Here is a 24131-nt window from a genome sequence, read left to right on the forward strand (position 1 = left end):
AGCACCCGTATGTCCGGGTGCAAGAAAAATTTCGGGAGATCATCCATGAACGATACGACCTTGCCGCACATCGTGAAGGGCGGCATTGGCGACTCGCCGAAGCGCGTGGAAGACCGCCGGTTCCTGTCAGGCCGCGGTCACTACACCGACGATATCAACCGCCCCGACCAGACCTATGCCGTGTTCCGCCGCTCGGACGTGGCCCATGGCGTCATCCGGTCGATCGACACCGCCGCCGCGCGGGCGATGCCGGGTGTTGTCGCCATTTTCACCGGTGACGACATCGCCAAGGCCGGCATCGGCGGCGTGCCGTGCGGCTGGCAGATCCACAGCAAGGACGGCTCGCCGATGGTCGAGCCGCCGCATCCGGTGCTGGCCCAGGGCAAGGTCCGGTATGTCGGCGATGCGATCGCGATGGTGATTGCCGAGACTGTCGACCAGGCGAAGGACGCCGCCGAGGCGCTGGTGGTCAACATCGACCCGCTGCCGGCGGTCTCCAACATGATCGCGGCGACGGCCGAGGGTGCTGCCCTCGTGCATGACGAGGCCAAGGGCAATGTCTGCTTCGACTGGCATATCGGCGACAAGGACGCCGTGGATGCCGCCTTCGCCAAGGCCCACAAGGTCGCGACGATCGACCTGGTGAACAACCGGCTGGTGCCGAACCCGATCGAGCCGCGTGCGGCGATCGGCGATTTCGACCGGTCGACCGGTGAACACACGCTCTACACCACCAGCCAGAACCCGCATGTGATCCGGCTGCTGATGGGCGCGTTCGTGCTGCAGATCCCCGAGCACAAGCTGCGCGTCGTCGCACCCGACGTCGGCGGCGGGTTCGGCGCCAAGATCTTCCACTATATCGAGGAAGCGGCGGTGACCTGGGCGGCCGCGCAGGTGAACCGGCCGGTGAAATGGACCTGCGAGCGCAGCGAATCCTTCATCACCGACGCTCATGGCCGCGACCATATCAGCCATGCCGAGCTGGCGCTGGCCGAGGACGGCGCATTCCTCGGGCTGCGGGTCAAGACGATGGCCAATCTCGGCGCCTATCTCTCGACCTTCGCGCCGTCGGTGCCGACCTATCTCTCGGCGACGCTGCTCGCCGGCGTCTACACGACGCCCGCGATCTATTCGGAAGTGAAGGCGCTCTTCACCAACACCGTCCCGGTCGACGCCTATCGTGGCGCCGGCCGTCCGGAGACCACCTTCCTGCTCGAACGCCTCGTCGATGTCGCGGCGAAGACGATGGGGATGGATCGTGTCGCCATCCGCCGGCGCAATTTCATCCCCGCCGACGCCTATCCGTATCAGACGCCGGTGGCGCTGCAATACGATAGCGGCAACCATGAGGCGACGCTCGCGCGCTGCATGGAGCTGGCCGACTGGAACGGATTCGAGGCGCGGCGCGCGGAGTCGGCGAAGCGCGGCAAGCTGCGCGGCATCGGCATGTCGACCTATCTCGAAGCCTGCGGCATCGCGCCGTCGGCGGTGGCCGGCGCGCTCGGCGCGAGGGCAGGGCTCTACGAGGTCGCCAACGTCAAGGTGCATCCGACCGGCTCGGTGACGCTCTATACCGGCACGCACAGCCACGGCCAGGGCCATGAGACGACCTTCGCCCAGCTCGTCGCCGACCAGCTCGGCGTGCCGTTCGAGCAAGTCGAGATCGTGCATGGTGACACCAGCAAGATCCCGTTCGGCATGGGCACCTACGGCAGCCGTTCGCTCGCCGTCGGCGGCTCGGCGATCGTCAAGGCGGTCGACAAGATCATCTCCAAGGGCAAGAAGATCGCCGCCCACCTGATGGAAGCCTCGGTCGACGACATCGAGTTCAAGGACGGCAAGTTCACCGTCGCGGGCACCGACAAGTCGAAGGCATTCGGCGAGATCGCTCTGACGGCCTATGTGCCGCACAACTACCCGCACGACGAACTCGAGCCCGGCCTCGACGAGACGGCATTCTACGATCCGAAGAACTTCACCTTCCCCGGCGGGTGCCATATCTGCGAGGTCGAGGTCGATCCCGATACCGGTGTCGTCAGCATGCTGAACTTCACCGCGGTCGACGATATCGGCCGGGTCATCAACCCGATGATCGTGCATGGCCAGGTTCACGGCGGTGTGGCCCAAGGTATCGGCCAGGCGCTGCTCGAACACGCGATCTACGACGAGACCGGCCAGCTCCTGTCCGGATCGCTGATGGACTACACGATGCCGCGCGCGGACAACCTGGTGAACATCCATGTCGGGACCGAATCGACGATGTGCACCCACAACCCGCTTGGAGCCAAGGGGGTTGGCGAGGTCGGCGCGATCGGCAGCCCGCCCGCGGTGATCAATGCCGTCGTCGATGCGCTGCGCGATTATGGGGTCACCCATATCGACATGCCGGCGACACCGCTGAAGATCTGGTCGATCATCAACGCGGCGTCGCCGCGGATGGCTGCCGAGTAACGGAGAGACGCAATGTACGATTTCAATTATCAGAAACCGGCCGCAATCGACGATGCGGTCAAGGCGCTGGGGAGCGATCCCGAGGCCAAGGCGCTTGCCGGTGGCATGACCTTCATCCCCGTGCTCAAGCAGCGGCTTGCCAAGCCGAGCACGCTGGTCGATCTCGGCGGGCTCGGCCTCTCCGGCATCCGCCGCGAAGGCAACGCGCTCGTCATCAAGGCGATGACCACGCATCGCGAGGTTGCCACCTCGAAGGTCGTTGCCGACGCGATCCCGGCGCTGGCGCATCTGGCCAGCCATATCGGCGACCGCCAGGTTCGATACCGCGGCACGATCGGCGGCTCTCTGGCCAATAACGATCCTTCCGCGTGCTATCCCTCCGCCGCACTCGCCCTCGGCGCCACGATCCGCACGACCAGGCGCGAAATTGCGGCGGATGACTATTTCCAGGGCATGTTCACGACGGCGCTGGAGCCGGATGAACTGATCGTCGAGGTCTCCTTTCCGATCCCGGAAAAGGCCGCCTACGAGAAGTTCCCGAATCCGGCATCGCGCTACGCCATGGTAGGCGTGTTCGTCGCCAAGACCGCCGGGGGCGCCCGCCTCGCGGTAACCGGCGCCGGCAATAACGGCGTGTTCCGTCATGCGGCGATGGAACAGGCGCTCTCGGCGAATTTCGCACCCGATGCGATTCGCGACGTGAAGACGCCCGAGGAGGACATGAACAGCGACATCCATGCGAGTGCGGCCTATCGCGCGCACCTCGTCGGCGTGATGGCCCGCCGGGCGGTCGCTTCCTGCGGCTGATCGTTCTGCACTGCAGGCTGATCGGGAAAGGGCGGCCCTGGGCCGCCCTTTTCTCATGCGGGGATTGTAGCCGGAGTGCTGTCCCGTTTTGTCACAACCGGGTGGGATCGCGGATTACCCACTTGCGTCGTTATCGACATGTCGTATTGTCGCGTCACTCCGCATCTCGCGGAGACAAAAGCGGAAAACGCATTCGTACCTCAACGATCCAGGAGACAAATCCATGTGGACCAAGCCGAAGCTCGTCGAAATCGCTGTTGGCACCGAAATCAACTGCTACGCCTGCGCTGATCTCGGCTAATCTGAACCAAGGCACCGGAACCGATGCTTTGCGCCGGTTCCGGTGAACTCTCAAATCGATGAAACTGATTGTTCTCGGTGCCGCTGCCGGAGGCGGGTTCCCGCAGTGGAACTGCGCCTGCGCGAATTGCGCGCGCGCCCGACATGGTGATCCGGCGGCACGGCCGCGTACCCAGGCGGCCCTTGCTGTAAGCGTCAACAATTCCGATTACGTGATCTTCAACGCATCGCCCGACCTGCGCGAACAGATCCTGGCAACGCCTGCGCTCCAGCCGCGCTCCGGCCTGCGCGACAGCCCGATCGTCGCGGCCGTTCTCACCGGCGGCGATGTCGATTTCACCGCCGGCCTGCTCAACCTGCGCGAAGGCCACCGCTTCGGCCTCTATGCCGGGCGGCGGATTCTTGACCTGATCGAGGACAGCAAGATCTTTCGCGTGCTCGATGCGAACCTTGTCCCCCGCAGGGAACTGCCGGTCGGCGTGCCGACGCGGCTTGCGGACGGTGCCGGGCGGGATCTGGGCATGACGGTCGAGGCCTTCGTGGTGCCGGGCAAGGTCGCACTCTATGCCGAGGATGCGAGCCGGACGGATTTCGGCTCGTCCGAGGGCGACACGATCGGCCTGCGTATCGCCGATGATGAGGGCAAGTCGTTCTTCTACATCCCCGGCTGCGCCCGCGTTTCGGCGGATGTTGCGGCGCGGGTGCGCGGCGCCGGCCTCGTGCTGTTCGATGGCACGCTCTGGCACGACAACGAGATGATCGAGGCGGGGCTCCTGCCCAAGACCGGCGCGCGGATGGGGCATGTCAGCGTCAGCGGGCCGGACGGATCGATCGCGGCCTTTGCCGGGCTCGACGTCGCGCGGAAGGTGTTCGTGCATGTCAACAACAGCAATCCGATGATCCTCGACGATTCGCCCGAACGGGCCGAAGCCGAGCGCGCCGGCTGGACCGTGGCGCATGACGGAATGGAGATCGTGCTATGACCGTGCTGCTGAGCCCCGACGACCTGGAATCGGCGTTGCGCGCCGTCGGTGCCGCGCGATACCACAACCGCCATCCATTTCATCAACTCCTGCATGGTGGCAAGCTGGACAAGCGCCAGGTGCAGGCCTGGGCACTCAACCGCTACTGTTATCAGGCGGCGATCCCGATCAAGGATGCGACGCTGATGGCCCGCACCGACGATGCCGACTTGCGCAGGGCCTGGCGTCAGCGGCTTGTCGATCATGACGGCAATGCGCCGGGCGAAGGCGGCATAGTCCGCTGGCTGGCGCTGGCCGAGGGGCTCGGTCTTGATCGCGACATGGTGGTGAGCGAGCGCCGCGCCTTGCCGGCGACCCGCTTCGCCGTGCGCGCCTATGTCGATTTCGTGCGCGACCGCTCCTTGCTGGAGGCGGTGGCCTCTTCGCTTACGGAAATGTTCTCGCCGACGATCATTTCCGAACGCGTCTCGGGCATGCTCGCGAACTACGATTTCATCACCAGGGAAACCCTGGCCTATTTCAACGCGCGCCTCGATCAGGCGCCGCGCGATGCGGATTTCGCGCTGGACTATGTCAAGCGCCATGCCCGCACGCCCGAACAGCAGCAGCAGGCGATCGCGGCGCTCACCTTCAAATGCAACGTGCTCTGGGCGCAGCTCGACGCCCTGCACCATGCCTATGTCAGCCCAGGGCTGATCCCGCCCGGCGCGTTCGGCCATGAAGGCGTGTGGTCGTGACCCTCACCGAGTCCAGCGTGCCCCGCCTGCCGCGGCATGTCCGCTTCCGGTTCGATGCGGCGCGGAATTGCCATGTCCTGCTCGCGCCCGAACTGGTCATCATGCCGGATGAGATCGCCGTCGCGATCCTTGAGGCAGTTGACGGAACGGCCAGCGTCGGCGGCATCGCCGACCTGCTGGCGGCGCGCTACGAAGCGCCGCGCGACGCGGTGCTGGCCGATTGCATCGAGATGCTCAACGATCTGGCGAAAAAGGGGATGATCGCGGCATGAACGATCTCGCACCCGCTTCGGTCACGCGTGCGGCCGTTGCGCCGCCGATGGCGATCATGATGGAGCTTACCCATCGCTGTCCGCTGAAATGCCCGTACTGCTCCAATCCGCTCGCCATGGATCGCGCGCGCGACGAGATGGATACGGCGACATGGATGCGCGTGATCACCGAGGCCGCGGCGCTCGGCGCGTTGCAAGGGCATTTTTCCGGCGGCGAGCCGATGGCGCGTGACGATCTGGCACAGCTCGTCCAGCACGCGCATCGCGAAGGGCTCTACACCAACCTGATCACCTCCGCTGTTTTGCTCGACCAGCAGAAGATGCACATGCTGGCCGAGGCCGGGCTCGATCATGTCCAGATCAGCTTTCAGGGTGCCGAGAGCGGTATTGCCGATCACGTCGCCGGGCTTCGCAACGCGCATGTCAAGAAACTCGCCGCGGCCAGGCTCGTGCGCGATGCCGGCCTCGCGCTCACGGTCAACGCGGTGATGCACCGCCAGAACCTGCATCAGCTGCCCGCCATGCTGGATCTCGCGGTCGAGGCCGGCGCCCAGCGAATCGAGGTGGCGCATGTGCAATATTACGGCTGGGCGCTCAAGAACCGCGCCGCACTGATCCCGACGCGCGGCCAGCTCGACGAGGCGACCCGCATCGTCGACGAAGCGCGCAAGCGGCTCGAAGGCGTCCTGAACATCGATTACGTCGTCCCCGATTATTACGCGTCGCGCCCCAAATCCTGCATGAGCGGCTGGGCCAGGCGCTTCTTCAATGTCACCCCCTCCGGCAAGGTCCTGCCCTGCCACGCCGCGGAGACGATCGGCCACCTGCGCTTTGATTCGGTGAAGGACAAGTCGCTTGCCGAAATCTGGCTGAATTCGGAAGCCTTCAACGCCTATCGCGGCACTGACTGGATGCCTGCCCCCTGCAAGGGATGCGAGCGCGCCGAGATCGACTGGGGCGGGTGCCGCTGTCAGGCGCTGGCCATTGCCGGCGATGCGGGGGCAACCGATCCAGCCTGCAGCCTGTCGCCGCATCACGACAGGATGCTGAACCTCGCGGTCGAGGAAAGTGCGGCCGGAAGCGAGGCTTTCGTCTACCGGATGATCTCGTAGAGCGCTACGGCGGCAGCGGCCGACACGTTCAGGCTTTCCATCCCGCCCGGCATCGGCAGCGAAACCAGCTCGTCGCAGGTTTCGCGGGTAAGGCGACGCAAGCCTTCGCCCTCGGCGCCGAGGACAAGTGCCGCGCGCCTGCCGCCCAGCGCGTCGCGGGACAGGAATGATGTCCCGGCGGCATCCAGCCCCATCACCCAGAGCCCCGCGGCTTTGAGCGCGATCAGCGCCCGCGCGATATTCACGGTCCGCAGCAACGGCATCCGCTCCAGCGCGCCGGATGCCGCCTTGGCGAGCGCGCCGCCTTCCTCCGGTGCGTTGCGCTCCTGCGCGATGACCATTGCCGCGCCGAATGCCTGTGCCGAGCGCAGGATGGCGCCGACATTGCGCGGATCGGTGATCTGGTCGAGCACGAGCACGGGTCCGGGACGTTTCAGGGCATCGGCCAGGGTGGGGGCGACCAGCGGGTCGGTCTGCAAGGCGATTCCCTGATGGACGATCCCGCGGCCCAGCATGTGCTCCAGCCGGTCGCGCTCAACCCGTTCGGGCTGGATGGCCCAGGGTTGCGGCAGCCGTGCGGCGAGCGTCGCCTCGCCCTCTTCCGTCACCAGCAGCCGCCGCAGCCGGCGCGCGGGATTCGCCAAGGCTGCCTCGACGGGGTGCAGCCCGTAGAGCCAGAAGCCGCCGCCGGCCGCCTGCGGGCGCCGTTCGCGCCCCACGTCACCATGGCCGCGCCCTTGGGGTGGGGATGTGCGATTGTGCTTGTGCGTCCGCCCGCCGCGCGGGTGTGGCTGATTGTCGCGTCTGTCCATGGCGGCTCTCTAGAGCATCATCCGATCAGATGGAAACATCTGATCCGATAAAGACGCTTAGACGAACAACAAGACAGCGCATGACATCCGATCCGGCTGGATCGAAACCGGCTCCAGCGTGCGCGGTGCGCTGTTGACAACACAGGCCTGATCGAAGATTACGGGCGGCGGAGAGGTGCCCGAGTGGCTAAAGGGGGCGGACTGTAAATCCGCTGGCGCACGCCTACGTTGGTTCGAATCCAACCCTCTCCACCATCCCAACACGATCGATCGTTTTTCGCACCGGCAAGTTATCCGGCGAGGCTGTTTCGTCTGCTCGTTCTCCGGCTGACATTCTTCACCGCGCTGTCGGTGCGGCAGCGCCGCGCCTTGCCGCGGTCAGCGAATGGCGGATCCAGCCGATGCCGTTGGCGACGTCGATGCGCCGCCTGGGGCGGGAGGCGAGGCCGCTGACAGTGACGGTCAGAGCTGGGACGGCCCTCGCATCGGGAATTGCCGGATGCACGGCAATTGCGAGGTCGACCTGATCCTGGGCAAGATCGAGATGGCCGCGCGCGGTCATCTCGCCCAATGGCCCGCTGAGGGCAGCATGGTCGAGCCGGATCGTGCGGTTGCCGACTGTCGCGGTCAGGTTGAGAAGCGTGAAGGCCGACGTCCCCGAACTCAGCGCCGTCCGCAGCATGCGAGATGCCGCGATCAGCCCGATCGGGTGTGGCGCGCGCGTCGCCGCGGCCAGGGTCTGGCCGGCAGACGCGAGGTTCAGTCCGCTCACCGTAATATCGTGGCTGCTTGCCGTCACGCTCCCACTGAGCGTGCGCAACCAGGCGGCGCGGCCATCCCCCTGCGCCATCAGATCGGCCGCGATATCGAGGGTTCCGCCGGCAAGCGGCAGGTCGAGCCCCTGCGGCGCCGCGAGGGCTGCAATCGCTTCCGAATTCCCGCCCGCAAGCCGCGCCCGCAGGCTGAGCGTGGCCGGCGTGCTGCCTGAGGCGCCGGTGAGAACGGCCCGGCCAGAGAGTTTGCCGCCGGCGAATCCGGCGCTGCCGATATCGATCGCCAGATGCGGCGCCAGCTTCCCCTGATCGAGCGTGATCCCGAAATCCGCCTGCCGGGCGACCGTCTCGCCGTAACGCTCGACCCTTGCGGCGGTCAGACGCGGCATGTCGATCCGCACATTGCCGCCGAGGGCGGCTTGCGCCAGCCCCATCAGGCTGACTGTGTCGGGAACCGGCAGCGTGTCGGCGGTTATCCGGCCGAAGATCCGCTTCGGCCCATGCGCTGTATCGACATCGACCCGCCCGGAGACGGTGAGCGCACCCAGCGAGGCGACAAAATCGGAAAAGCCGAACCCGCCTGGCGTGACATATCCCGCCGCCCTGAGACTGGCCGAGCCGGGCCCCGGCCAGCCCAGCCCCTGGCGTTCGCCGAGCAGGCCGGCGCCGCCGAGGCTGAGGATCAGCCGTGCGGCGTTCGGGGCACGAAACGTGAGCGACCCGGCGGCACTGCCGGCGGCAAGATCGATCGTGGGGTGCGCCGACGCGCGTACCAGGCCGACGCGTAGCCTGACATGCGTCGCCAGCGCCGTGGCGGGGCCATCCGCCGCCATGGTGAGCGAGAAATCGTGCCGGAATGCCGGCTGATCGTCCCATGCCGCCGGCACGCCGAACGCCGCCGCCAGCGCCGTCGCCTCATGGCTTGCATTCGGCCCGACCAGGAACAGACGGCTCCTGACGATAGCGCCATCCGCCTTGCGCAGGAAGCGGCCGATCAGCAGCCCGCCTCCCATGTGCATGGTCGCGAGGCGGATATGCAGCCCGCCACCTGCCGCCTTGTCGCGCAGGCTGGCGTCGATCCTGAGATCGGTCGCAATCACCTGCGAAGGCGCGTTGGGTTGCCCGGCCGGTTTTTCCAGCGCCCCCACGGCGATCTGCAGCGGTCCGGCATAGCGTGGCGCCGGATCGGACAGCGCCGCGAGCAGATCCTTGATCATCGGCTGGTCGAGGGTAAGCCGGTCGAGACCGATCCGGGCGGCGATGCGTGTCGGTTGCCCGGCGGGTGCGGGGGTGAGGTGCAAGGCGCCGGTGAAGCCGGTTCTGGCTGTTCCCATCGCCACGTGCCCGGCGATATCGTCGAGCGCCAGGGTGCCGCCGTGTGTAACGCTCGCCATGCCGGCGGCATCGAGGCGGCCCGCACCTTTCGGCCATGCGGGCAGATAGGGCAGCTGATGCCGCAAGATTGCGAGCGTGGCTGCGGGATCCTGTGCCTCGATGGTGAAATGCCCGCTCAAGGCTGGCGATATCGGACCGGAAAATCCGAGAATCGCTTGCCCCGGCAGGGGGACGGAAACCTGCTCCGCCCGCAGCGAGGCATCATCGGCCAGTACCGTTCCGTGCGCGCCGTTGACCGGCAGTCCTGACAGCGTGCCGGAGACGTCGAGCGCGGCGGCGACCGGGAGCTGGCGCCGCATGCCGGAGACCAGGATTGCGGCCAGATCGAGGTCGAGCCCCGTCGCCTGCGCGGTCACCCGCAGCAACGGTGCCGGCGCGAGGGACAACACGGCGTCCCCTCCCGCCTGCATCCCTCCCGACTGCATGGCGACGTCGTCGAGCCGGACCTGCTGCCCGGTCGCGGCAAGGCTTGCCGTCATGTCGAACGGTGCGGCGCTTTCCTTGAGGGCCGGCAGCAGGCTGGCGATCGCGGTCTTGTCGGCTGTCGCCGCCATCGCGCCAGAGAGGAAACTGTCATGGCCGAGCGTGCCGTGGAATTTCAGCTCGGCATGGCCTGCGCTGTGCAGCTTGAGCGTCGCGGTCACCGGTGCGGGCCCGGCGCTGCCGGTATCATCGATATCGAGCGTCATGGCGGCGTCGAAGCCGCCGATCCGCATCGTCCCGCCGGCGGCGATCACCGCGCGCGGGCCGCCGGTGAAGATCGACAGGTTGGCGTGGTCGAGCCGCAGCGGCCCGACATGGAACGTGCCGTCATCGATGGTCGCGTGCAGCGAGCCGAGCCATGGCGGCGGCGCGATCGCACCGGCGCCGCCCGGCAGCGGCCATGGCAGGTCGATGTCCGGCCGACGCAGGATCAGCCGGTGGGCGCGAAGCCGGCCGAACAGCAGCGGCCCCGGAGCAAGTTCGAGCTTGAGGACCGCCGCGGTTGCCTGCGCGCCGTGCGGGCCGCCGATGATGACATCCTCAGCCACCAGTTGCGGATCGGGCAGCAGCGAGAGCGTGATCCCACCCTCGATGAACACCGGCCTGCCGACGACCCGGCTGGCCAGGCGTTCGATCGCGCCGCGATGGTAATTCCCCGAGACCAGGATCGGGCCGAAGACCGCGGCGAGGCCGAGCAGCGCGATCAGGCCGATCGCGGCGGCAGCCAGAATGCCCCGCCGGCGCGTGGTCTGCTGCCTCTTGCGCCGGTAATCGCCGTCTTCGTCCATGTCTCCGCTGGTATCAGACCGAAGCGACCCGCGCCACGCCGGCGGCCGCCATCGCCTGCCATGACGCCGCCAGCGATCCATCAAGGTCGATCCCCCGGCAGGCCGGCTCGATCACCCGCGCTTCCAGCCCGAATTGCCGCGCATCCTGTGCCGACCAGGCAACGCAGTAATCGGTCGCCAGACCGCAGAGATCGACCCGCTCGATGCCGCGCGCGGCAAGCCACCCGTCGAGCCCGGTCCGCGTCGTGCGGTCGGCTTCGAGGAAGGCGGAGTAGGAATCGATGAGTCGGTTCGACCCCTTGCGCTGGATCATCGCGGCATGCGGGATGTGCAGGTCGCGGTGCAGTGCCGCGCCGGGCGTGTCCATCACGCAATGGTCCGGCCAGAGCACCTGCGGCCCGTAGGCGAGGGGGATCGTGCCGAACGGGGTCTGCCCCGGATGCTGGCTGGCGAAGGAGACATGATTGGCCGGATGCCAGTCCTGGGTGATCACCACGGTCTGGTAATGCCGCGCGAGGGCATTGATCACCGACACCACCGCATCGCCATCCGGCACGGCCAGCGCGCCGCCGGCGCAGAAATCCACCTGGACATCGATGACGACAAGGGCCGTGCGGTGATCCATTGGCGGAGAATAGCCGGCATCTGGCTGTCGAGATAGGGGGCGTGACAGTTGCCCGCGATGTCCGTTATCGGTAATAATCAAACTGCTGTCGGCAAGGCAGGCAGCAACGCAGGGAGGCAACGACAAGATGGCACATTTCGGGCGGGTTGCGGGAAAGACCGCGCTGGTGACCGCCGCGGGGCAGGGCATCGGCCGCGCCATTGCCGAGGTGCTGGTCCGCGAGGGCGCGCGCGTGATCGCGACCGATCGCGAGCCTTCCCTTCTCGCCGGGCTCGCCGGCGCCGAGATCGCGCGGCTCGACGTGCAGGACGATGCCGCGATCCGCGCGCTGGCCGCTTCCCTCGGCCGGGTGGACATCCTGGTGAACGCCGCCGGCTATGTCGCGCACGGCTCGGTGCTCGACTGTCCTGACACCGACTGGGCGTTTTCCTTCGATCTGAACGTGACGGCGATGTTCCACATGATCCGCGCGTTCCTGCCGGCAATGCTGGCGGGCGGCGGCGGGTCGATCGTCAATGTCGCGTCCGCTGCCGGGTCCATCAAGGGGGTGCCCAACCGCTTCGCCTATGGCGCCTCGAAGGCGGCCGTGGTGGGGCTGACCAAATCGGTCGCGGCGGATTACGTGACGCGGGGCGTGCGGTGCAATGCCATCTGCCCCGGCACCGTGGAAAGCCCCTCGCTGCGCGGGCGCATCGCCGCCCTCGCCGCGTCCCGCGGTGTCGATGAGGCGGCCATCGAGGCCGAATTCGTCGCCCGCCAGCCAATGGGACGGCTCGGCACGCCGGAGGAGATCGCCTCTCTTGCCCTGTATCTGGCGTCCGACGAATCCCGATTCACCACAGGCGTCGCCCATGTGATCGACGGCGGCTGGTCGAACTGAAGGAAACCGCGATGAGCAGCACCCCGAAACGTCTCCGTTCCACCGAGTGGTTCGACAATCCCGGCAATCCGGGCATGACGGCGCTCTATCTCGAGCGCTATCTCAATTACGGGCTGACGCGCGAGGAACTGCAATCCGGCAAGCCGATCATCGGCATCGCGCAGACCGGCAGCGACCTTTCGCCGTGCAACCGGCATCATCTCGAACTCGCCAAGCGCGTCGCGGACGGGATCCGTGCCGCCGGGGGCGTGCCGATCGAGTTTCCGGTGCATCCGATCCAGGAAACCGGCAAGCGGCCGACCGCCGCGCTCGATCGCAATCTGGCCTATCTCGGGCTTGTCGAGGTGCTGTACGGCTATCCGCTCGATGGCGTGGTGCTCACCACCGGCTGCGACAAGACCACGCCGGCCATGCTGATGGGGGCGGCGACGGTCGACCTGCCCGCCATCGTCCTCTCCGGCGGGCCGATGCTGGACGGGCATTTCGAGGGCGAACTGGTCGGCTCCGGCACCGTCGTGTGGGAAGCCCGGCGGCGGCTTGCCGCCGGCCAGCTCGACTATGACAAGTTCATCGACATGGTGGCCGGTTCCGCGCCGAGTGTCGGCCATTGCAACACGATGGGCACCGCATCCTCGATGAACGCGATGGCCGAGGCGCTCGGCATGTCGCTCCCCGGCTGCGCCGCCATTCCCGGCCCTTACCGCGAGCGCGCGCAGATTGCCTATGAAACCGGCAAGCGCATCGTCGCGATGGTGCATGAGGATCTGCGGCCGTCCAAGATCATGACGCGCAAGGCATTCGAGAACGCCATCGTCTGCGCCTCGGCGATCGGCGCCTCGACCAACTGCCCGCCGCACGTCATCGCCATCGCGCGGCATATCGGCGTCGAGCTCGACATCAGGGATTGGGACCGGATCGGCTACGAGATCCCGCTGCTGGTCAACATGATGCCGGCCGGCAAGTATCTCGGTGAATCCTACCATCGCGCGGGCGGGCTGCCGGCGGTGATCGGCGAGCTGATCCGCCAGGGCAAGTTCCACGCCGACGCGCTGACCGTCAGCGGCCGCAGCATGGGTGAGGAGAATGAAGGCAAGCGCAGCAGCGATGCCGACGTGATCCGCGGCTTCGACGATCCGCTCGCCGAGCATGCGGGCTTCGCCGTGCTGAGCGGCAATTTGTTTTCCAGCGCGATCATGAAGACCTCGGTGATTTCCGAGGAATTCCGCGCCCGCTATATGCGCCGCCCCGGCGATGAGAATGCGTTCGAGGGCCGCGCGATCGTCTTCGAGGGACCGGAGGACTATCATCACCGGATCAACGATCCCGCGTTGAATATCGATGAAAACTGCATCCTGGTGATCCGCAACAGCGGGCCGATCGGCTATCCCGGCTCGGCCGAAGTGGTGAACATGCTGCCGCCGGATGCGCTGGTGCGCCAGGGCGTGAACCAGCTGCCCTGTATCGGCGATGGCCGGCAGTCCGGCACGTCGGGCAGCCCGTCGATCCTGAACGCCTCGCCGGAATCGGCGGTCGGCGGCGGGCTCGCGCTGCTCAGGACCGGTGATGTCATCCGTGTCGATCTCAAGGATCGCAGCGCCAATATCCTGATCGACGAGGCCGAGCTTGCCGCGCGGCGGGCGGCGCTGACCCTGCCGGATCTGGTCAACCAGACGCCGTGGCAGGACATCCATCGCCGCTTCACCGGCCAGCTCGAAACCGGCGCGGTGCTGGAGAATGCGCCGCAATACCAGCGCGTCGCCGAACGCTTCGGCGTGCCGCGCGACAATCACTGACCGTGTCCCGAAGCTGCCCGGGTTCGGTTCCGGGCGGCTTCGGGGGCATTGAGAACTACATCCGATCCAAAGAGATCGGAACGTGCTCTAACGCCAGAGGTGCCGACCGGCGCCGTCCGTCCCCCGCAGCGCCTGCCGCGCGGCTTCGAGCGCGGCGGGCCCGCCGGCCAGCGAGGGTTTCACCACCTCGAAATACGGTGAGACATCGAAATCCCGCGGCACGAACAGCTGGTGATCCCGCACGCGCAGGATTTCGGCCACGCACATGTCGCAATCATGCGCGTGCGAGCCATGCGGCCCGGTCATCGGCAGGATCGGGTAGAGAACCGCGTGGAATGCCTGCGCCACCAGCGTCGAGCAGATCGCCCGTGTCGGGTCGCCGGCGCCGAAGGCGATCAGCCGGCGGCGCAGATGCACCGGCACCGGCGGTGTGGGGATCGTGTAGCGCAGCAGATCGAACACGTTCCGCAGGTCGTATTGCGCGCCGAGGCGCGAAAGCGCGAAATCCATAACCCTTTGCCGCTCGTTTTCCGACAGGCCGACAGGGCGGCAGATCCTCAGATGGTAGTCCCTGAAGGCTTCGAGCCCGACCATCCGCACGCCTTCCACCACATCGGCTTCGACGAAGCAGGGCTCCGGCGGGTCCGCCGCGGTGCGGCGGCGCAACCCGACATAAAGTGCTACATGCGACCAGGTGGACTGGGTCAGATATTTGATCGCGATGCTGAACCGGCTGTGTCCTTCGACCAGGACGACATCTCCGGGTTCGAGACAGGAAGCGAGCAGCGCAATGTCGGTCGCCGGGGCGATGGTGTGCTGATGGGCGGGGGCGGAGAGAAACCGCGCGAGCCGCCCGCCGATCCAGCCGGCGATGCGGTTCATCCGCCGTCAAACCCTGCTGCGCCGTGTCGGATCAAGCGTCGTTCCCCCTTGGGCCGTATCGTGCCGGCTTTGCCGTGAGGATCATAAGCCGAGGTCAGGAGGGGAGGCAAAGGTCGCGCCGGCTTTTGTCAGTATTCAGTATCCGGTGTCAGTATCCAGGGCTCGCCAGTTCGTCGAGGATCGGGCAATCCGGTCGGTCGCTCCCCTCGCAACTGTTCACCAGGTGGCGCAATTGTGCGCTCATCGCCTGCAATGCGGCGACCTTGGCTTCGAGTGCGGTGATGTGCGCCACCGCGATGGCGCGCACCTCGCGCGAGGGGCGGTTGCGATCGCGCCAGAGCGAGAGCAGGGCCCTGATATCGGCGATGGCGAAACCGAGATCGCGGGCCCGGTGAATGAAGCCAAGCTCGTTCACCAGCGCATCGTCATAGAACCGATAATTGTTGGTCTCGCCGCGCAGGGGTGGGCCGATCAGGCCGATCCGTTCGTAATGGCGGATCATCTTGGCCGAAACGCCGCTCAGCGCCGCGGCCTCGCCGATGGTCATCTCCCTGCCGGTCATGAAACCTGTCTCCCGTCGCGCCCGGTCAGCCCGGGCTGACCTCGTTTTCGGTGACATGCTTCTGACCGACCACCATATACACCGCCGGCAGGACGAACAGCGTGAACAGCGTGCCGATCGACAGGCCCGCGGCGATCACCATGCCCATGTTGAACCGTGCCGCGGCACCAGCACCGCTGGCGATGATCAGCGGCAGGACGCCCAGAACCATCGCGGCGGTCGTCATCAGGATCGGCCGCAGCCGGATGCCGACCGCGTGCTCGATCGCCTCGCGCTTGGTCATGCCGGCGAGCTGCGCCTCGTTCGCGACCTCGACGATGAGGATGCCGTGCTTGCTGATCAGGCCCATCAGCGTCACCAGCCCGACCTCGGTATAGATGTTCAGGCTGAGCCCGAAGCCGAGATAGATGAAGATCAGCGCGCCGACGATCGCCATCGGCACCGACACGAGAATGATCAGCGGGTCGGTGAACGAATTGAACAGCGCGGCAAGGGCGAGGAAGATCACGATGACCGCGAAGCCGAACGTGGCCAGAAACCCGCCCTGCTGCTGGATGAACTGGCGCATCGGCCCGCCGTAATCGACATCGTAGCCGCTCGGCAGGTCTTTTGCTGCGATCTGCTGCAGCACCTTCACCGCCTCGCCGGTGGAAACGCCGGGTGCCGCAACGCCCTGGATGGTTGCCGCGTTGAGCTGCTGGAAGTGGTTGACCGATTCGGGAATGACATCGTTGCGGATGGTCGCGATCGCGCCGAGCGGGATCGGCACGCCGTTGATGTTGGCCACCGGATAGTCAAGCAGTTGCGACACGTTCAGCCGGCTCTTCTGCCCCACCTGCGGAATGACCTTGTAGGAGCGGTCATCGAGGCTGAAATAATTGACGTAGAGCCCGCCGAGCGCCTGCGCCATCGCCGCGCCGACCTGGCTCATGTCGAGCCCGAGGGTTGCCGCCTTGGCGCGGTTGATGACGACCGTCGCCTGCGGCTGGTCGATCTTCAGGTCGCTCTGCAGGAAGATGAACTTGCCGGTTTTCAGCGCGGCACCCAGCACTTTTTGCGCCACCCCGTTGAGCGTGCCGAACGGATCGGTGGTCTTGATGACGAACTGCACCGGCAGGCCTTGCGAGCCAGGCAGCGGCGGCGGCTGGAACGCGTCGTTCTGCAGCACGGTCGAGTTCGTCGTCCGCTCCGTCCAGGGCTTCAGCACCATGCCGGAGATCGCGAAGGTCGGCGTCTCGAACTGGAACGTATGCCCGACCGATTTGTGGGACATCATCAGCCGGTTCAGCTCCTGGTCCCAGAGCAGCTTCTGCTGCAGCGTGGCATTCGGCGCCGAGGTGGAGGACAGGATCACCACCCCCTGGTCTTCCTGCGGGGCAAGCTCGCTCTTCGCCCCCGCCGCCAGGAAGTAGATGCTGGCGAGAACGATGGCGCCGAAGGTGAGCGTGACCGGCAGGGTCCGCAGGCTGCCGCGCAGCATCCGCATGTAGCGCCGGTGCACGGCGTTGAAGAGGCGGTCGATGAAATGGACCAGCCTTGCCTCCCAGTCGGTGCCGTCGCGCGGGATGTGGTGCAGCAGCCGTGAGGAGAGCATGGGCGAGAGGGTGAGCGCGATGATCGCCGATACCGTCACCGCCGAGACGAGGGTGAAGGCGAATTCGGTGAACAGCGCGCCGGTCAGGCCGGACTGAAACCCGATCGGCACGTAAACCGCGGCGAGGACGACCGTCATCGCGATGATCGGGCTGCCCAGTTCGGCCGCCGCGTTGATCGCCGCGTGCAGCCTCGTTTCGCCATTGTCGAGATGGCGGTTGACGTTCTCGACGACGATGATCGCGTCGTCCACCACCAGCCCGATCGCAAGGACGAGGGCGAGCAGGGTGAGCAGGTTGATCGAGAAGCCGAGCATCAGCATCGCCGCGAAGGTGCCGATCAGCGAGAGCGGGATCGCGATCACGGGGATGAACACCGAGCGCGGGGTGCCGAGAAAGGCGAACACCACCAGCACCACGATCAGCAGGGCCTCGATGAGTGCGGCGACCACTTCGTGGATCGACGCGTTCACGAAGGCTGCCGAGTTGTAGACGATCGCGCCGTCCAGCCCCGCCGGCAACTGCTTTGCGATTTCCGGAAAGCGCGTCTCGACGCCGCGGATCACCGACAGCAGGTTGGCGGAGGGGGCGACCTGGATGCCGATATAGACACCTGGCTTGCCGTCGAAGGCGACTTCGGATTCGTAGCTGTCCGAGCCGAGCTGCACCCGCGCGACATCGCCGAGCCGCACGATTGCGCTCCCCGACTGCTTGACGATCAGGCGGCGAAACGCGGCGGCGCTGTGCAGCGAGGTCGATGCGGTCAGCGTGTCCTGCGTCATCGCGCCCTTGGTGCTGCCGAGCGCGCTGATGAAGTCGTTGCCGGCAAGGGCGTTGTAGACGGTAGTGGCGGTCAGCCCGTAGGCGGCAAGCTTCGCGGGTTCGAGCCAGATCCGCATCGCGAAGTTCTGCGCGCCGAGAATTTCCGCGGTCTGCACACCGGGCACCGATTGCAGCTGCGGCTGGACGACGCGGGTGAGATAGTCGGTCACCTGGTTCGGCGAGAGCACCTTGCTCTTGAAGCCGATATACATCGCGTCGAGCTGCTGGCCGACCTGCAGCTTGAGCTGCGGCTGCTGCGTGCCAGAGGGCAGCTGGTTGAGCACGGACTGGATCTGCGCCTGGATCTCGGTCAGCGCCTTGTCCGGGTTGTAGTTGAGGACGAGATAGACCTTGATCGTGCTGGTCGAGGTCTGGCTCTGCGATGTCATGTAGTCGATGCCGTTGACCTGCGCGATCGCATGCTCGATCGGCGTCGTCACGAAACCGGCGATCGTGTTCGGGTCGGCGCCCGGATAGCTGGTGGTGATGGTGATCGTCGCGTTCTCGGTCTTCGGGTATTCGAGAACCGGAAGACCGCCGAGCGCACGCAGCCCGAGCACGAGGATCGCGGCGCTGACCACGATCGACAGCACTGGCCGCCGGATGAAGAGTGTCGTGAAATTTTTCATGGCGCGCTTATTCGTTCGGCACCGAAGGGTTCGGCAGGTTCTGCGGCAGGATCTTGTTGTTGATCGCCACCGGCGTGCCGTTCTTTAGCTTCACCTGTCCCGCTACCACGACCTCCTCGCCCGGCTTGACGCCCTTGAGCACAGCGACCTGATCGCCCCTGGTCTGCCCGAGCGTGACAAAGACCTGCTCGGCGGATTTGCCGGTCTTGCTCTGCTTGTCATGTTTCACGAGAAACACCGTGTCGCCGTAGGGGTTATAGGCGATCGCGGTCTTGGGCAGGGTGACCTGGTCCTTCGGCGTGCCGATATCGATGCTGACCCGGGCGAACATGCCCGGCCGCAATTCGTCGTGCGGGTTGATCAGCATCGCGCGGATCTGGATCATCCGCGTCGCGGTGCCGACGGCGGAGTCGAGCGCCGTCACCTTGCCGGCGAAATTGATGCCGGGGAACCCGTCAACCGTGACCCCGACCTTCATGCCGGGTTGGATCGTCCGCAGCGCGGATTGCGGCAGGTAGAAATCCACCGCGATCGGGTCAAGCTGCTCCAGCGTTCCGATCGCCGTGCCGGCGGCGAGGAATTCGCCGACATTCACGGCGCGAATGCCGATTCGCCCGGAGAAGGGCGCATAGATCTTCTTTTCCTGCATCAGCACTTTCTGGCTTCGCACCTGCGCCTGCGCGCTGGCGAGATTCGCACGGTCGGTGTCCACCGTCTGCGCGCTGACCGCGCGCGCCTGATATTGCGCCAGATCGCGCCGGTAGGTGATGTCGTCGAGCTTCGCCGTCGCCTCGAGCTGGGCAAGCACCTCGTCGTCGTTGTTGGGGCGAAGCGTCAGCAGCAGCTGCCCCTTCTTCACGTCCTGGCCGGAGCGGAAATCGATCGTGTCGACGATGCCGGCAACTTGCGCCGAAAGTGCCGCACCCTGCAGCGCCACGAGGCTGCCGGTGGCATTTTCGGCGTCCTGGAACGGCGTCTGTTTCGCCACCATCGTTGCCACGGTCTGCGGCGGGTTCTTCAGCTTGGCGATGAATTTCGCGATCATCACGTCGCGGAACGCGCCGAAGCCGAAAATGGCGCCGAGCACCAGGGCCACGAGCACGAGCATCACGATCATGCGCAGCACGACCGAGGGTCTCTTCGCCTTGCGCGCGGGGGTTTCGCTGGCGGTTCCGGGGGTTGGCGCCGTCATGGCAATACTCCACAGCAGGTTTCGACTTGCTTCTTCACGTCATGCCGGTGCCACCAGCCGCCGCCGAGCGACTGGAACAGTGCCGCCGTGTCGGCATAGCGCTGGGCGGTGGCCTTGATGCGGTTGATCACCGCGGTTTCGTAGGTCTGCTCCGCGGTCAGCACCGTGGTATAGGGCACGCCGCCCAGGCGGAACTGGCCTTCGACGAGGTCGAGGCTGCGCTTCGCGTCCCGCTCGGCGGCGGTGTCGGCGGCGAGGGCAATGGCGTCGTAATGCAGCGCTTCCAGCGTGTCCGCCACGTTCTGGAAGGCGAGCACCACGGTGTTTTCATAGGTCTCGGCCGCGGCCTTCATGGTCGCGACCGCGGCGCGGCGCTTGTAGAACAGCGTCCCACCCTCGAAGAGCGGTTGGGTGAGTCCGGCGGCGAGATTCCAGATCAGCGTCTGCGGCGCGAACAGGGCCTGGCCGTTCAGCGCCTCGTGGCCAAGCCCGGCGGACAGGGTGATTTGCGGCAGCATGTTCGCGGTGGCGACGCCGACGAGCGCTGTGTCCTGGTGCAGCACTGCGGCCGCCTGCCGGATATCCGGGCGCTGCCGCACCAGCGCCGAGGGCAGGCTCACCGGGAGCTGATCTGGCAGTGTCAGGTCGGTCAGGGTGAAATCGGCCATGTGGAAGCGGCTCGGTGCAACGCCGTCATAGGCCGCGAGCTGGTCGCGGCTCTGGGCCAGCTGCTTGCGCAAAGGCGGCAGCGTTGCCTCGGTCTGGGCCAGTTGCGTCCGCTGGGTGAGGGCGTTCGTCTCGGGAATGCCGCCGAGCGCCACTTGCCGATTCAGAATATCGAGCAGCCGCTTCTCGGAGTCGATTATCTTCTCCGTCGCGGCGATCTGCGCCGTCAGCGACGCTTCCGTCACCGAGGCGGTCACGATGTTCGCGGTCAGCGAAAGATAGCTGGCCTCAAGCGCGAAACGCTGCTGCTCGGCCTGGGCGCGCAGGCCTTCCACCTGCCGGCGCGTGGCGCCGAACACATCCGGCGCGTAGGAAACCGCCACCGAGGCGTTGCGCAGCGTGTAGGTCGCGCTGGCGCCGGTGGATCCGACCCCCGTTGTGCCCAGCGCGCTGCGCAGCCGCTCCGCCTGGAAGCTGCCGGACATCGAAGGAAAGAAGCCGCCTTCTGCTGCCCGCGTGCTGTCCCGCGCGGCGAGCAGGGTGTCCTGCGCGGATTTCAGGCTCGGATTGTTGGCCAGGGCGCTGCGGATCAGCCCGTCGAGCTGCGGCGAGTGAAACAGCTCCCACCACGCGCCGGCGATCTTTTGCCCGATCACCAGATCCTGTGCCGCTCCACCCTTGCCGCTGGACGAAACCGTCCGGTGGGGCAGGGGGGTGGTGGTATAGTCGTGCAGCTTCGGTGCGGCGGGCTGGCGGTAATCGGGCCCGACCGCGCAGCCCGCGAGCAGCGTGGTGCCAAGCAGGGCCGTTGCCAGCCCGGCACGGCGACGCATCGGAATAACAGTGGACTTCATGATATATGACACCTGTCGCGCGCTGCCTGTCTGGTCCGGTTCGGTCGCGAGCAAGCGCGCAAAAGCCTCCTCGATCGACGTATGGAAACTATCGAGTTTCCCGCCGTTGCGTCAAGATGCGCGGTGCGGAAGTTTTTCATATTGAAATTAGCTAGCTTTCTTGCGAATTGAGGAACCAGCGAGGAACCGACCGATGAACATTGTCACCAGGGTCTGCCGCCGGCGCGATACCGCCGATGCGGCGCGACAGCGGCGGGATGCGCTGATTGAAACCGCCGAGCGGATATTCCTGCGGAAAGGATATCACGCCACGACCATGGACGACATTGCGGCCGAGGCCGGCATGTCGAAGCGCACGCTCTACCAGCTCGTCGAATCGAAGGAGGACCTGTTCACCGCCCTTCTCGAACGCCGCCGCCGCCCGCTCGACGTCTCCGGGATCGAAACCGCGGGTCGTCCGGTGGCGGACGTGCTGAACGACATGATCCGGCTCTGGGCGCACCACGTCATGAGCCCGTCAATCATCGCCCTCGCGCGCCTGATCATGGCCGAATACATGCACGGGCGAACCCTCTCCCGCCTGCTCGACCGCGAGGGCGCAAAACCCTGCCGCGATGCGCTGCGCGACTATTTCGCCGCCTGCAACGCCCGCGGCGATCTTGCGATCGATGACCCAGAGGAGACCGCGCACATGCTCTACGGCATGGCGATCGGCAACATCCACATCGAAATGCTGCTCGGCATCGGCAAGACCCGCACCCGCGCGGAGATCGACGCCCGCATCGCCCGCGCGGTGACCCTGTTTCTCAACGGCGCCCGCGCTGTTGGTCAAGGCGCCGTGCCGGTTCGCGAAACTCTCGCGCAGGGGTGAGCGGCTGAATGCCCCTCGCGGGGCGGTCTGGGAGCGCGCCGCCGGCCCGGCATGGTGCTAACAGGCGCTTCAATGTATCGATGGCGTGTGATCCGCCTTTCGTGATCCAGCCCGCCCCGACATCGCGAGGAACCAGACAAGCGTGAGTGCGACACCCCCAGCCGACCGTGCGGCCCCCGCTGCCAAGACAATCATGATCGACGGCCGCAATCTCGAGCTCGAACGCGGCACCGGTGTTGCGACCTATGCGCGCAATCTCAGCTACTGTATCCGCGATCTCGGCTATCGGGTTGGCGTCCTGTACGGTAACAAGCCGTCCGCCAAGATGAGCCCGGCAATGAAGGAGGTGTCGTTCTTCGACACCTACCAACCGCGCATCTCCCCGCTTGGCCAGGCCTGGAAAGACGTGCTGAACTGGGGCCGTGCGCGGATCGGCTTTTCCGCCACCCAGGTGCCGATGAGCGGCCTCGTGATCGCGGACTCCTTTGCATCCCGTCTGCCCTATTTCGATGCCATTCATAACAGCCCGGATCTGTTCCGCGTCTCGCATGCGAATTTCAGCCGTTCCGCGCCGCTGCGCCGGGTTCGGTTCGAGGCGCCGCCCGACCTGATGCACTGGACCTATCCCCTGCCGCTGCGCGCGCCGGGGATGCCCAACGTCTATACCCTGCACGATCTCGTCCCGCTGCGCCTGCCGCACACGACGCTGGACAACAAGCGCCGCTATTTCAGGCTTGTCTCGGCGATTTGCGACCAGGCGGATCATATCGTCACCGTCTCCGAATCATCGAAGGCGGATATCGTCCGGCTGTTTGGCGTGTCGCCCTCGCGGGTGACGAACACGTACCAGTCTGTGTACGTGCCCGAAATCTATCTCAACCGGCCGGCCGACGCCATTGCCCGCGAACTGGAGGGCATATTCGGCCTCGAATATCGCAAATACTACCTGTTCTGGGGTTCCATCGAGCCCAAGAAGAATATCGGCCGGATGATCGAGGGATATCTTTCAAGCGGCGTGCCCACGCCGCTGGTGATTGTCGGCGCGCAGGCCTGGAAATCGGAGCATGAACTCAAGCTCCTGGAAGACCTGCAAACCGGAACGGGCCGCCGGAACAACATCATTCGCCTGAACTACGTGCCCTTCGCCCTGCTGATGACGCTGATCAGCGGCGCGCGTGCGGCGCTGTTCCCCTCGCTTTACGAAGGGTTCGGCCTGCCGGTGCTGGAGGCGATGCAGCTCGGCACGCCGGTGATCACCTCGAACGCCGCCTCGCTGCCGGAAGTCGCCGGCGATGCCTGTGTGATGGTCAATCCCTATGAAACCAGGGCAATCTCCCGCGCCATCGCCATGCTGGATGGCGACGAAGCCCTGCGGGATGACCTCGCGAAGCGCGGCCTGCGCCAGGGGGCACTTTTTCCCCCGAGGCGCATGCCAGTAGACTAGATACTATTTATAAAAAATTGCTTTGATATTTATTGGAAAATTTTATGTATTCCAATTTATACCGCAAAATACATTAAAAAACATCTATATCGATTTCTGCCGGCAAAAACCCATCTCCTCGAACCACGCAACCCCTTCTTTTACAAGAGTAGGCATAAGAACGTATTGTCCTGGTTCAGGCGGAGCCTGCACGTTGATCGTCATGTTGAGCCGCATGCCTGGGGCGATCCCATTAGTGGAGATCGCTGTCCTGACACCATCGAAGATGACCATATGACCGTTACGATCGCGCCAGTGATAGCTGGCGTTAAGAGCCTGACCGCAAAAGATAGTTGAGCGATTTCAGCGAGTTGTGATTCAGTTCGTTTGCGAAGACGAGCGGAGACACGATGGCCTGGACTGAAAT

Annotated in this window: 19 protein-coding genes and 1 tRNA gene; 12 read left to right on the forward strand and 8 right to left on the reverse strand. The window is 65.8% G+C overall.

Going from position 1 to position 24131, the window contains the following annotated elements:
• Window positions 1-45: 45 nt before the first annotated feature.
• From B7Z76_RS09320 to pqqE, 7 genes are all read left to right on the forward strand, one after another.
• Window positions 46-2451, forward strand: coding sequence for a xanthine dehydrogenase family protein molybdopterin-binding subunit (locus tag B7Z76_RS09320; RefSeq protein ID WP_174502862.1), 2406 nt, complete (start codon window positions 46-48; stop codon window positions 2449-2451).
• Between the two features lie 12 nt (window positions 2452-2463).
• The gene (locus B7Z76_RS09325; RefSeq protein ID WP_174502861.1) at window positions 2464-3258 is read left to right on the forward strand and encodes a xanthine dehydrogenase family protein subunit M; all 795 of its coding nucleotides are present in this window, start codon (window positions 2464-2466) and stop codon (window positions 3256-3258) included.
• A 223-nt stretch (window positions 3259-3481) separates the two neighbouring features.
• Window positions 3482-3559: a pyrroloquinoline quinone precursor peptide PqqA gene (gene pqqA, locus B7Z76_RS09330; protein WP_174504788.1), complete on the forward strand. Its 78-nt coding sequence runs from the start codon at window positions 3482-3484 to the stop codon at window positions 3557-3559.
• A gap of 58 nt (window positions 3560-3617) precedes the next feature.
• Window positions 3618-4541, forward strand: coding sequence for a pyrroloquinoline quinone biosynthesis protein PqqB (gene pqqB, locus B7Z76_RS09335; protein WP_174502860.1), 924 nt, complete (start codon window positions 3618-3620; stop codon window positions 4539-4541).
• The gene (gene pqqC / locus B7Z76_RS09340; RefSeq protein WP_174502859.1) at window positions 4538-5278 is read left to right on the forward strand and encodes a pyrroloquinoline-quinone synthase PqqC; all 741 of its coding nucleotides are present in this window, start codon (window positions 4538-4540) and stop codon (window positions 5276-5278) included. The genes pqqB and pqqC overlap by 4 nt, the downstream gene beginning before the upstream one ends.
• Entirely contained in the window at window positions 5275-5550 is a 276-nt protein-coding gene (gene pqqD, locus B7Z76_RS09345) for a pyrroloquinoline quinone biosynthesis peptide chaperone PqqD (protein WP_174502858.1), read from the forward strand. The genes pqqC and pqqD overlap by 4 nt, the downstream gene beginning before the upstream one ends.
• Complete coding sequence (pqqE, locus tag B7Z76_RS09350; RefSeq protein ID WP_174502857.1) at window positions 5547-6662, forward strand: pyrroloquinoline quinone biosynthesis protein PqqE; 1116 nt, start codon at window positions 5547-5549, stop codon at window positions 6660-6662. Before pqqD ends, pqqE begins: the two co-directional genes overlap by 4 nt.
• Here the strand turns inward: pqqE and rlmB are convergent.
• Window positions 6644-7474 carry a 23S rRNA (guanosine(2251)-2'-O)-methyltransferase RlmB gene (gene rlmB, locus B7Z76_RS09355; protein WP_174502856.1) on the reverse strand — a complete coding sequence of 277 codons (831 nt, stop codon included), beginning with the start codon at window positions 7472-7474 and terminating at the stop codon, window positions 6644-6646. The two genes, pqqE and rlmB, sit on opposite strands and share 19 nt — an antisense overlap.
• A gap of 169 nt (window positions 7475-7643) precedes the next feature.
• On the opposite strand from rlmB, the gene B7Z76_RS09360 reads away from it, so the two are divergent.
• Window positions 7644-7729: transfer RNA gene (locus B7Z76_RS09360), tRNA-Tyr, on the forward strand.
• 82 nt (window positions 7730-7811) lie between these two features.
• Here B7Z76_RS09360 and B7Z76_RS09365 read toward each other — a convergent pair.
• Window positions 7812-10913 carry an AsmA-like C-terminal region-containing protein gene (locus B7Z76_RS09365; RefSeq protein ID WP_174502855.1) on the reverse strand — a complete coding sequence of 1034 codons (3102 nt, stop codon included), beginning with the start codon at window positions 10911-10913 and terminating at the stop codon, window positions 7812-7814.
• Between the two features lie 13 nt (window positions 10914-10926).
• On the reverse strand, window positions 10927-11538 hold the full coding sequence (pncA, locus tag B7Z76_RS09370) for a bifunctional nicotinamidase/pyrazinamidase (protein ID WP_174502854.1): 612 nt from the start codon (window positions 11536-11538) through the stop codon (window positions 10927-10929).
• 127 nt (window positions 11539-11665) lie between these two features.
• On the opposite strand from pncA, the gene B7Z76_RS09375 reads away from it, so the two are divergent.
• Both B7Z76_RS09375 and B7Z76_RS09380 read left to right on the forward strand, forming a co-directional pair.
• The gene (locus B7Z76_RS09375) at window positions 11666-12418 is read left to right on the forward strand and encodes an SDR family oxidoreductase (protein WP_174502853.1); all 753 of its coding nucleotides are present in this window, start codon (window positions 11666-11668) and stop codon (window positions 12416-12418) included.
• Between the two features lie 11 nt (window positions 12419-12429).
• Window positions 12430-14211: an IlvD/Edd family dehydratase gene (locus tag B7Z76_RS09380; RefSeq protein ID WP_291343545.1), complete on the forward strand. Its 1782-nt coding sequence runs from the start codon at window positions 12430-12432 to the stop codon at window positions 14209-14211.
• Window positions 14212-14298: 87 nt separating this feature from the next.
• On the opposite strand, the gene B7Z76_RS09385 is transcribed toward B7Z76_RS09380, so the two are convergent.
• The 5 genes from B7Z76_RS09385 to B7Z76_RS09405 all read right to left on the reverse strand — a co-directional run bounded on the left by B7Z76_RS09385 (window position 14299) and on the right by B7Z76_RS09405 (window position 21410).
• A complete protein-coding gene (locus tag B7Z76_RS09385) occupies window positions 14299-15093 on the reverse strand; it encodes a YiiX/YebB-like N1pC/P60 family cysteine hydrolase (RefSeq protein ID WP_174502851.1) in 795 nt (264 codons plus the stop codon).
• Between the two features lie 148 nt (window positions 15094-15241).
• Complete coding sequence (gene cueR / locus B7Z76_RS09390) at window positions 15242-15655, reverse strand: Cu(I)-responsive transcriptional regulator (RefSeq protein WP_291343548.1); 414 nt, start codon at window positions 15653-15655, stop codon at window positions 15242-15244.
• Window positions 15656-15680: 25 nt separating this feature from the next.
• The gene (locus B7Z76_RS09395; protein ID WP_291343550.1) at window positions 15681-18698 is read right to left on the reverse strand and encodes an efflux RND transporter permease subunit; all 3018 of its coding nucleotides are present in this window, start codon (window positions 18696-18698) and stop codon (window positions 15681-15683) included.
• Window positions 18699-18705: 7 nt separating this feature from the next.
• A complete protein-coding gene (locus tag B7Z76_RS09400; RefSeq protein ID WP_291343552.1) occupies window positions 18706-19890 on the reverse strand; it encodes an efflux RND transporter periplasmic adaptor subunit in 1185 nt (394 codons plus the stop codon).
• Window positions 19887-21410: an efflux transporter outer membrane subunit gene (locus B7Z76_RS09405; RefSeq protein ID WP_291343554.1), complete on the reverse strand. Its 1524-nt coding sequence runs from the start codon at window positions 21408-21410 to the stop codon at window positions 19887-19889. Before B7Z76_RS09405 ends, B7Z76_RS09400 begins: the two co-directional genes overlap by 4 nt.
• Before the next feature lie 193 nt (window positions 21411-21603).
• Here B7Z76_RS09405 and B7Z76_RS09410 point away from each other — a divergent pair, with 193 nt between their 5' ends.
• On the forward strand, window positions 21604-22281 hold the full coding sequence (locus B7Z76_RS09410) for a TetR/AcrR family transcriptional regulator (protein WP_291343556.1): 678 nt from the start codon (window positions 21604-21606) through the stop codon (window positions 22279-22281).
• Window positions 22282-22423: 142 nt separating this feature from the next.
• Entirely contained in the window at window positions 22424-23725 is a 1302-nt protein-coding gene (locus tag B7Z76_RS09415; protein ID WP_291343558.1) for a glycosyltransferase family 1 protein, read from the forward strand.
• Window positions 23726-24131 lie beyond the last annotated feature (406 nt).

It is taken from the genome of Acidiphilium sp. 20-67-58 (genome assembly GCF_002255515.1).
Lineage (GTDB): Bacteria > Pseudomonadota > Alphaproteobacteria > Acetobacterales > Acetobacteraceae > Acidiphilium.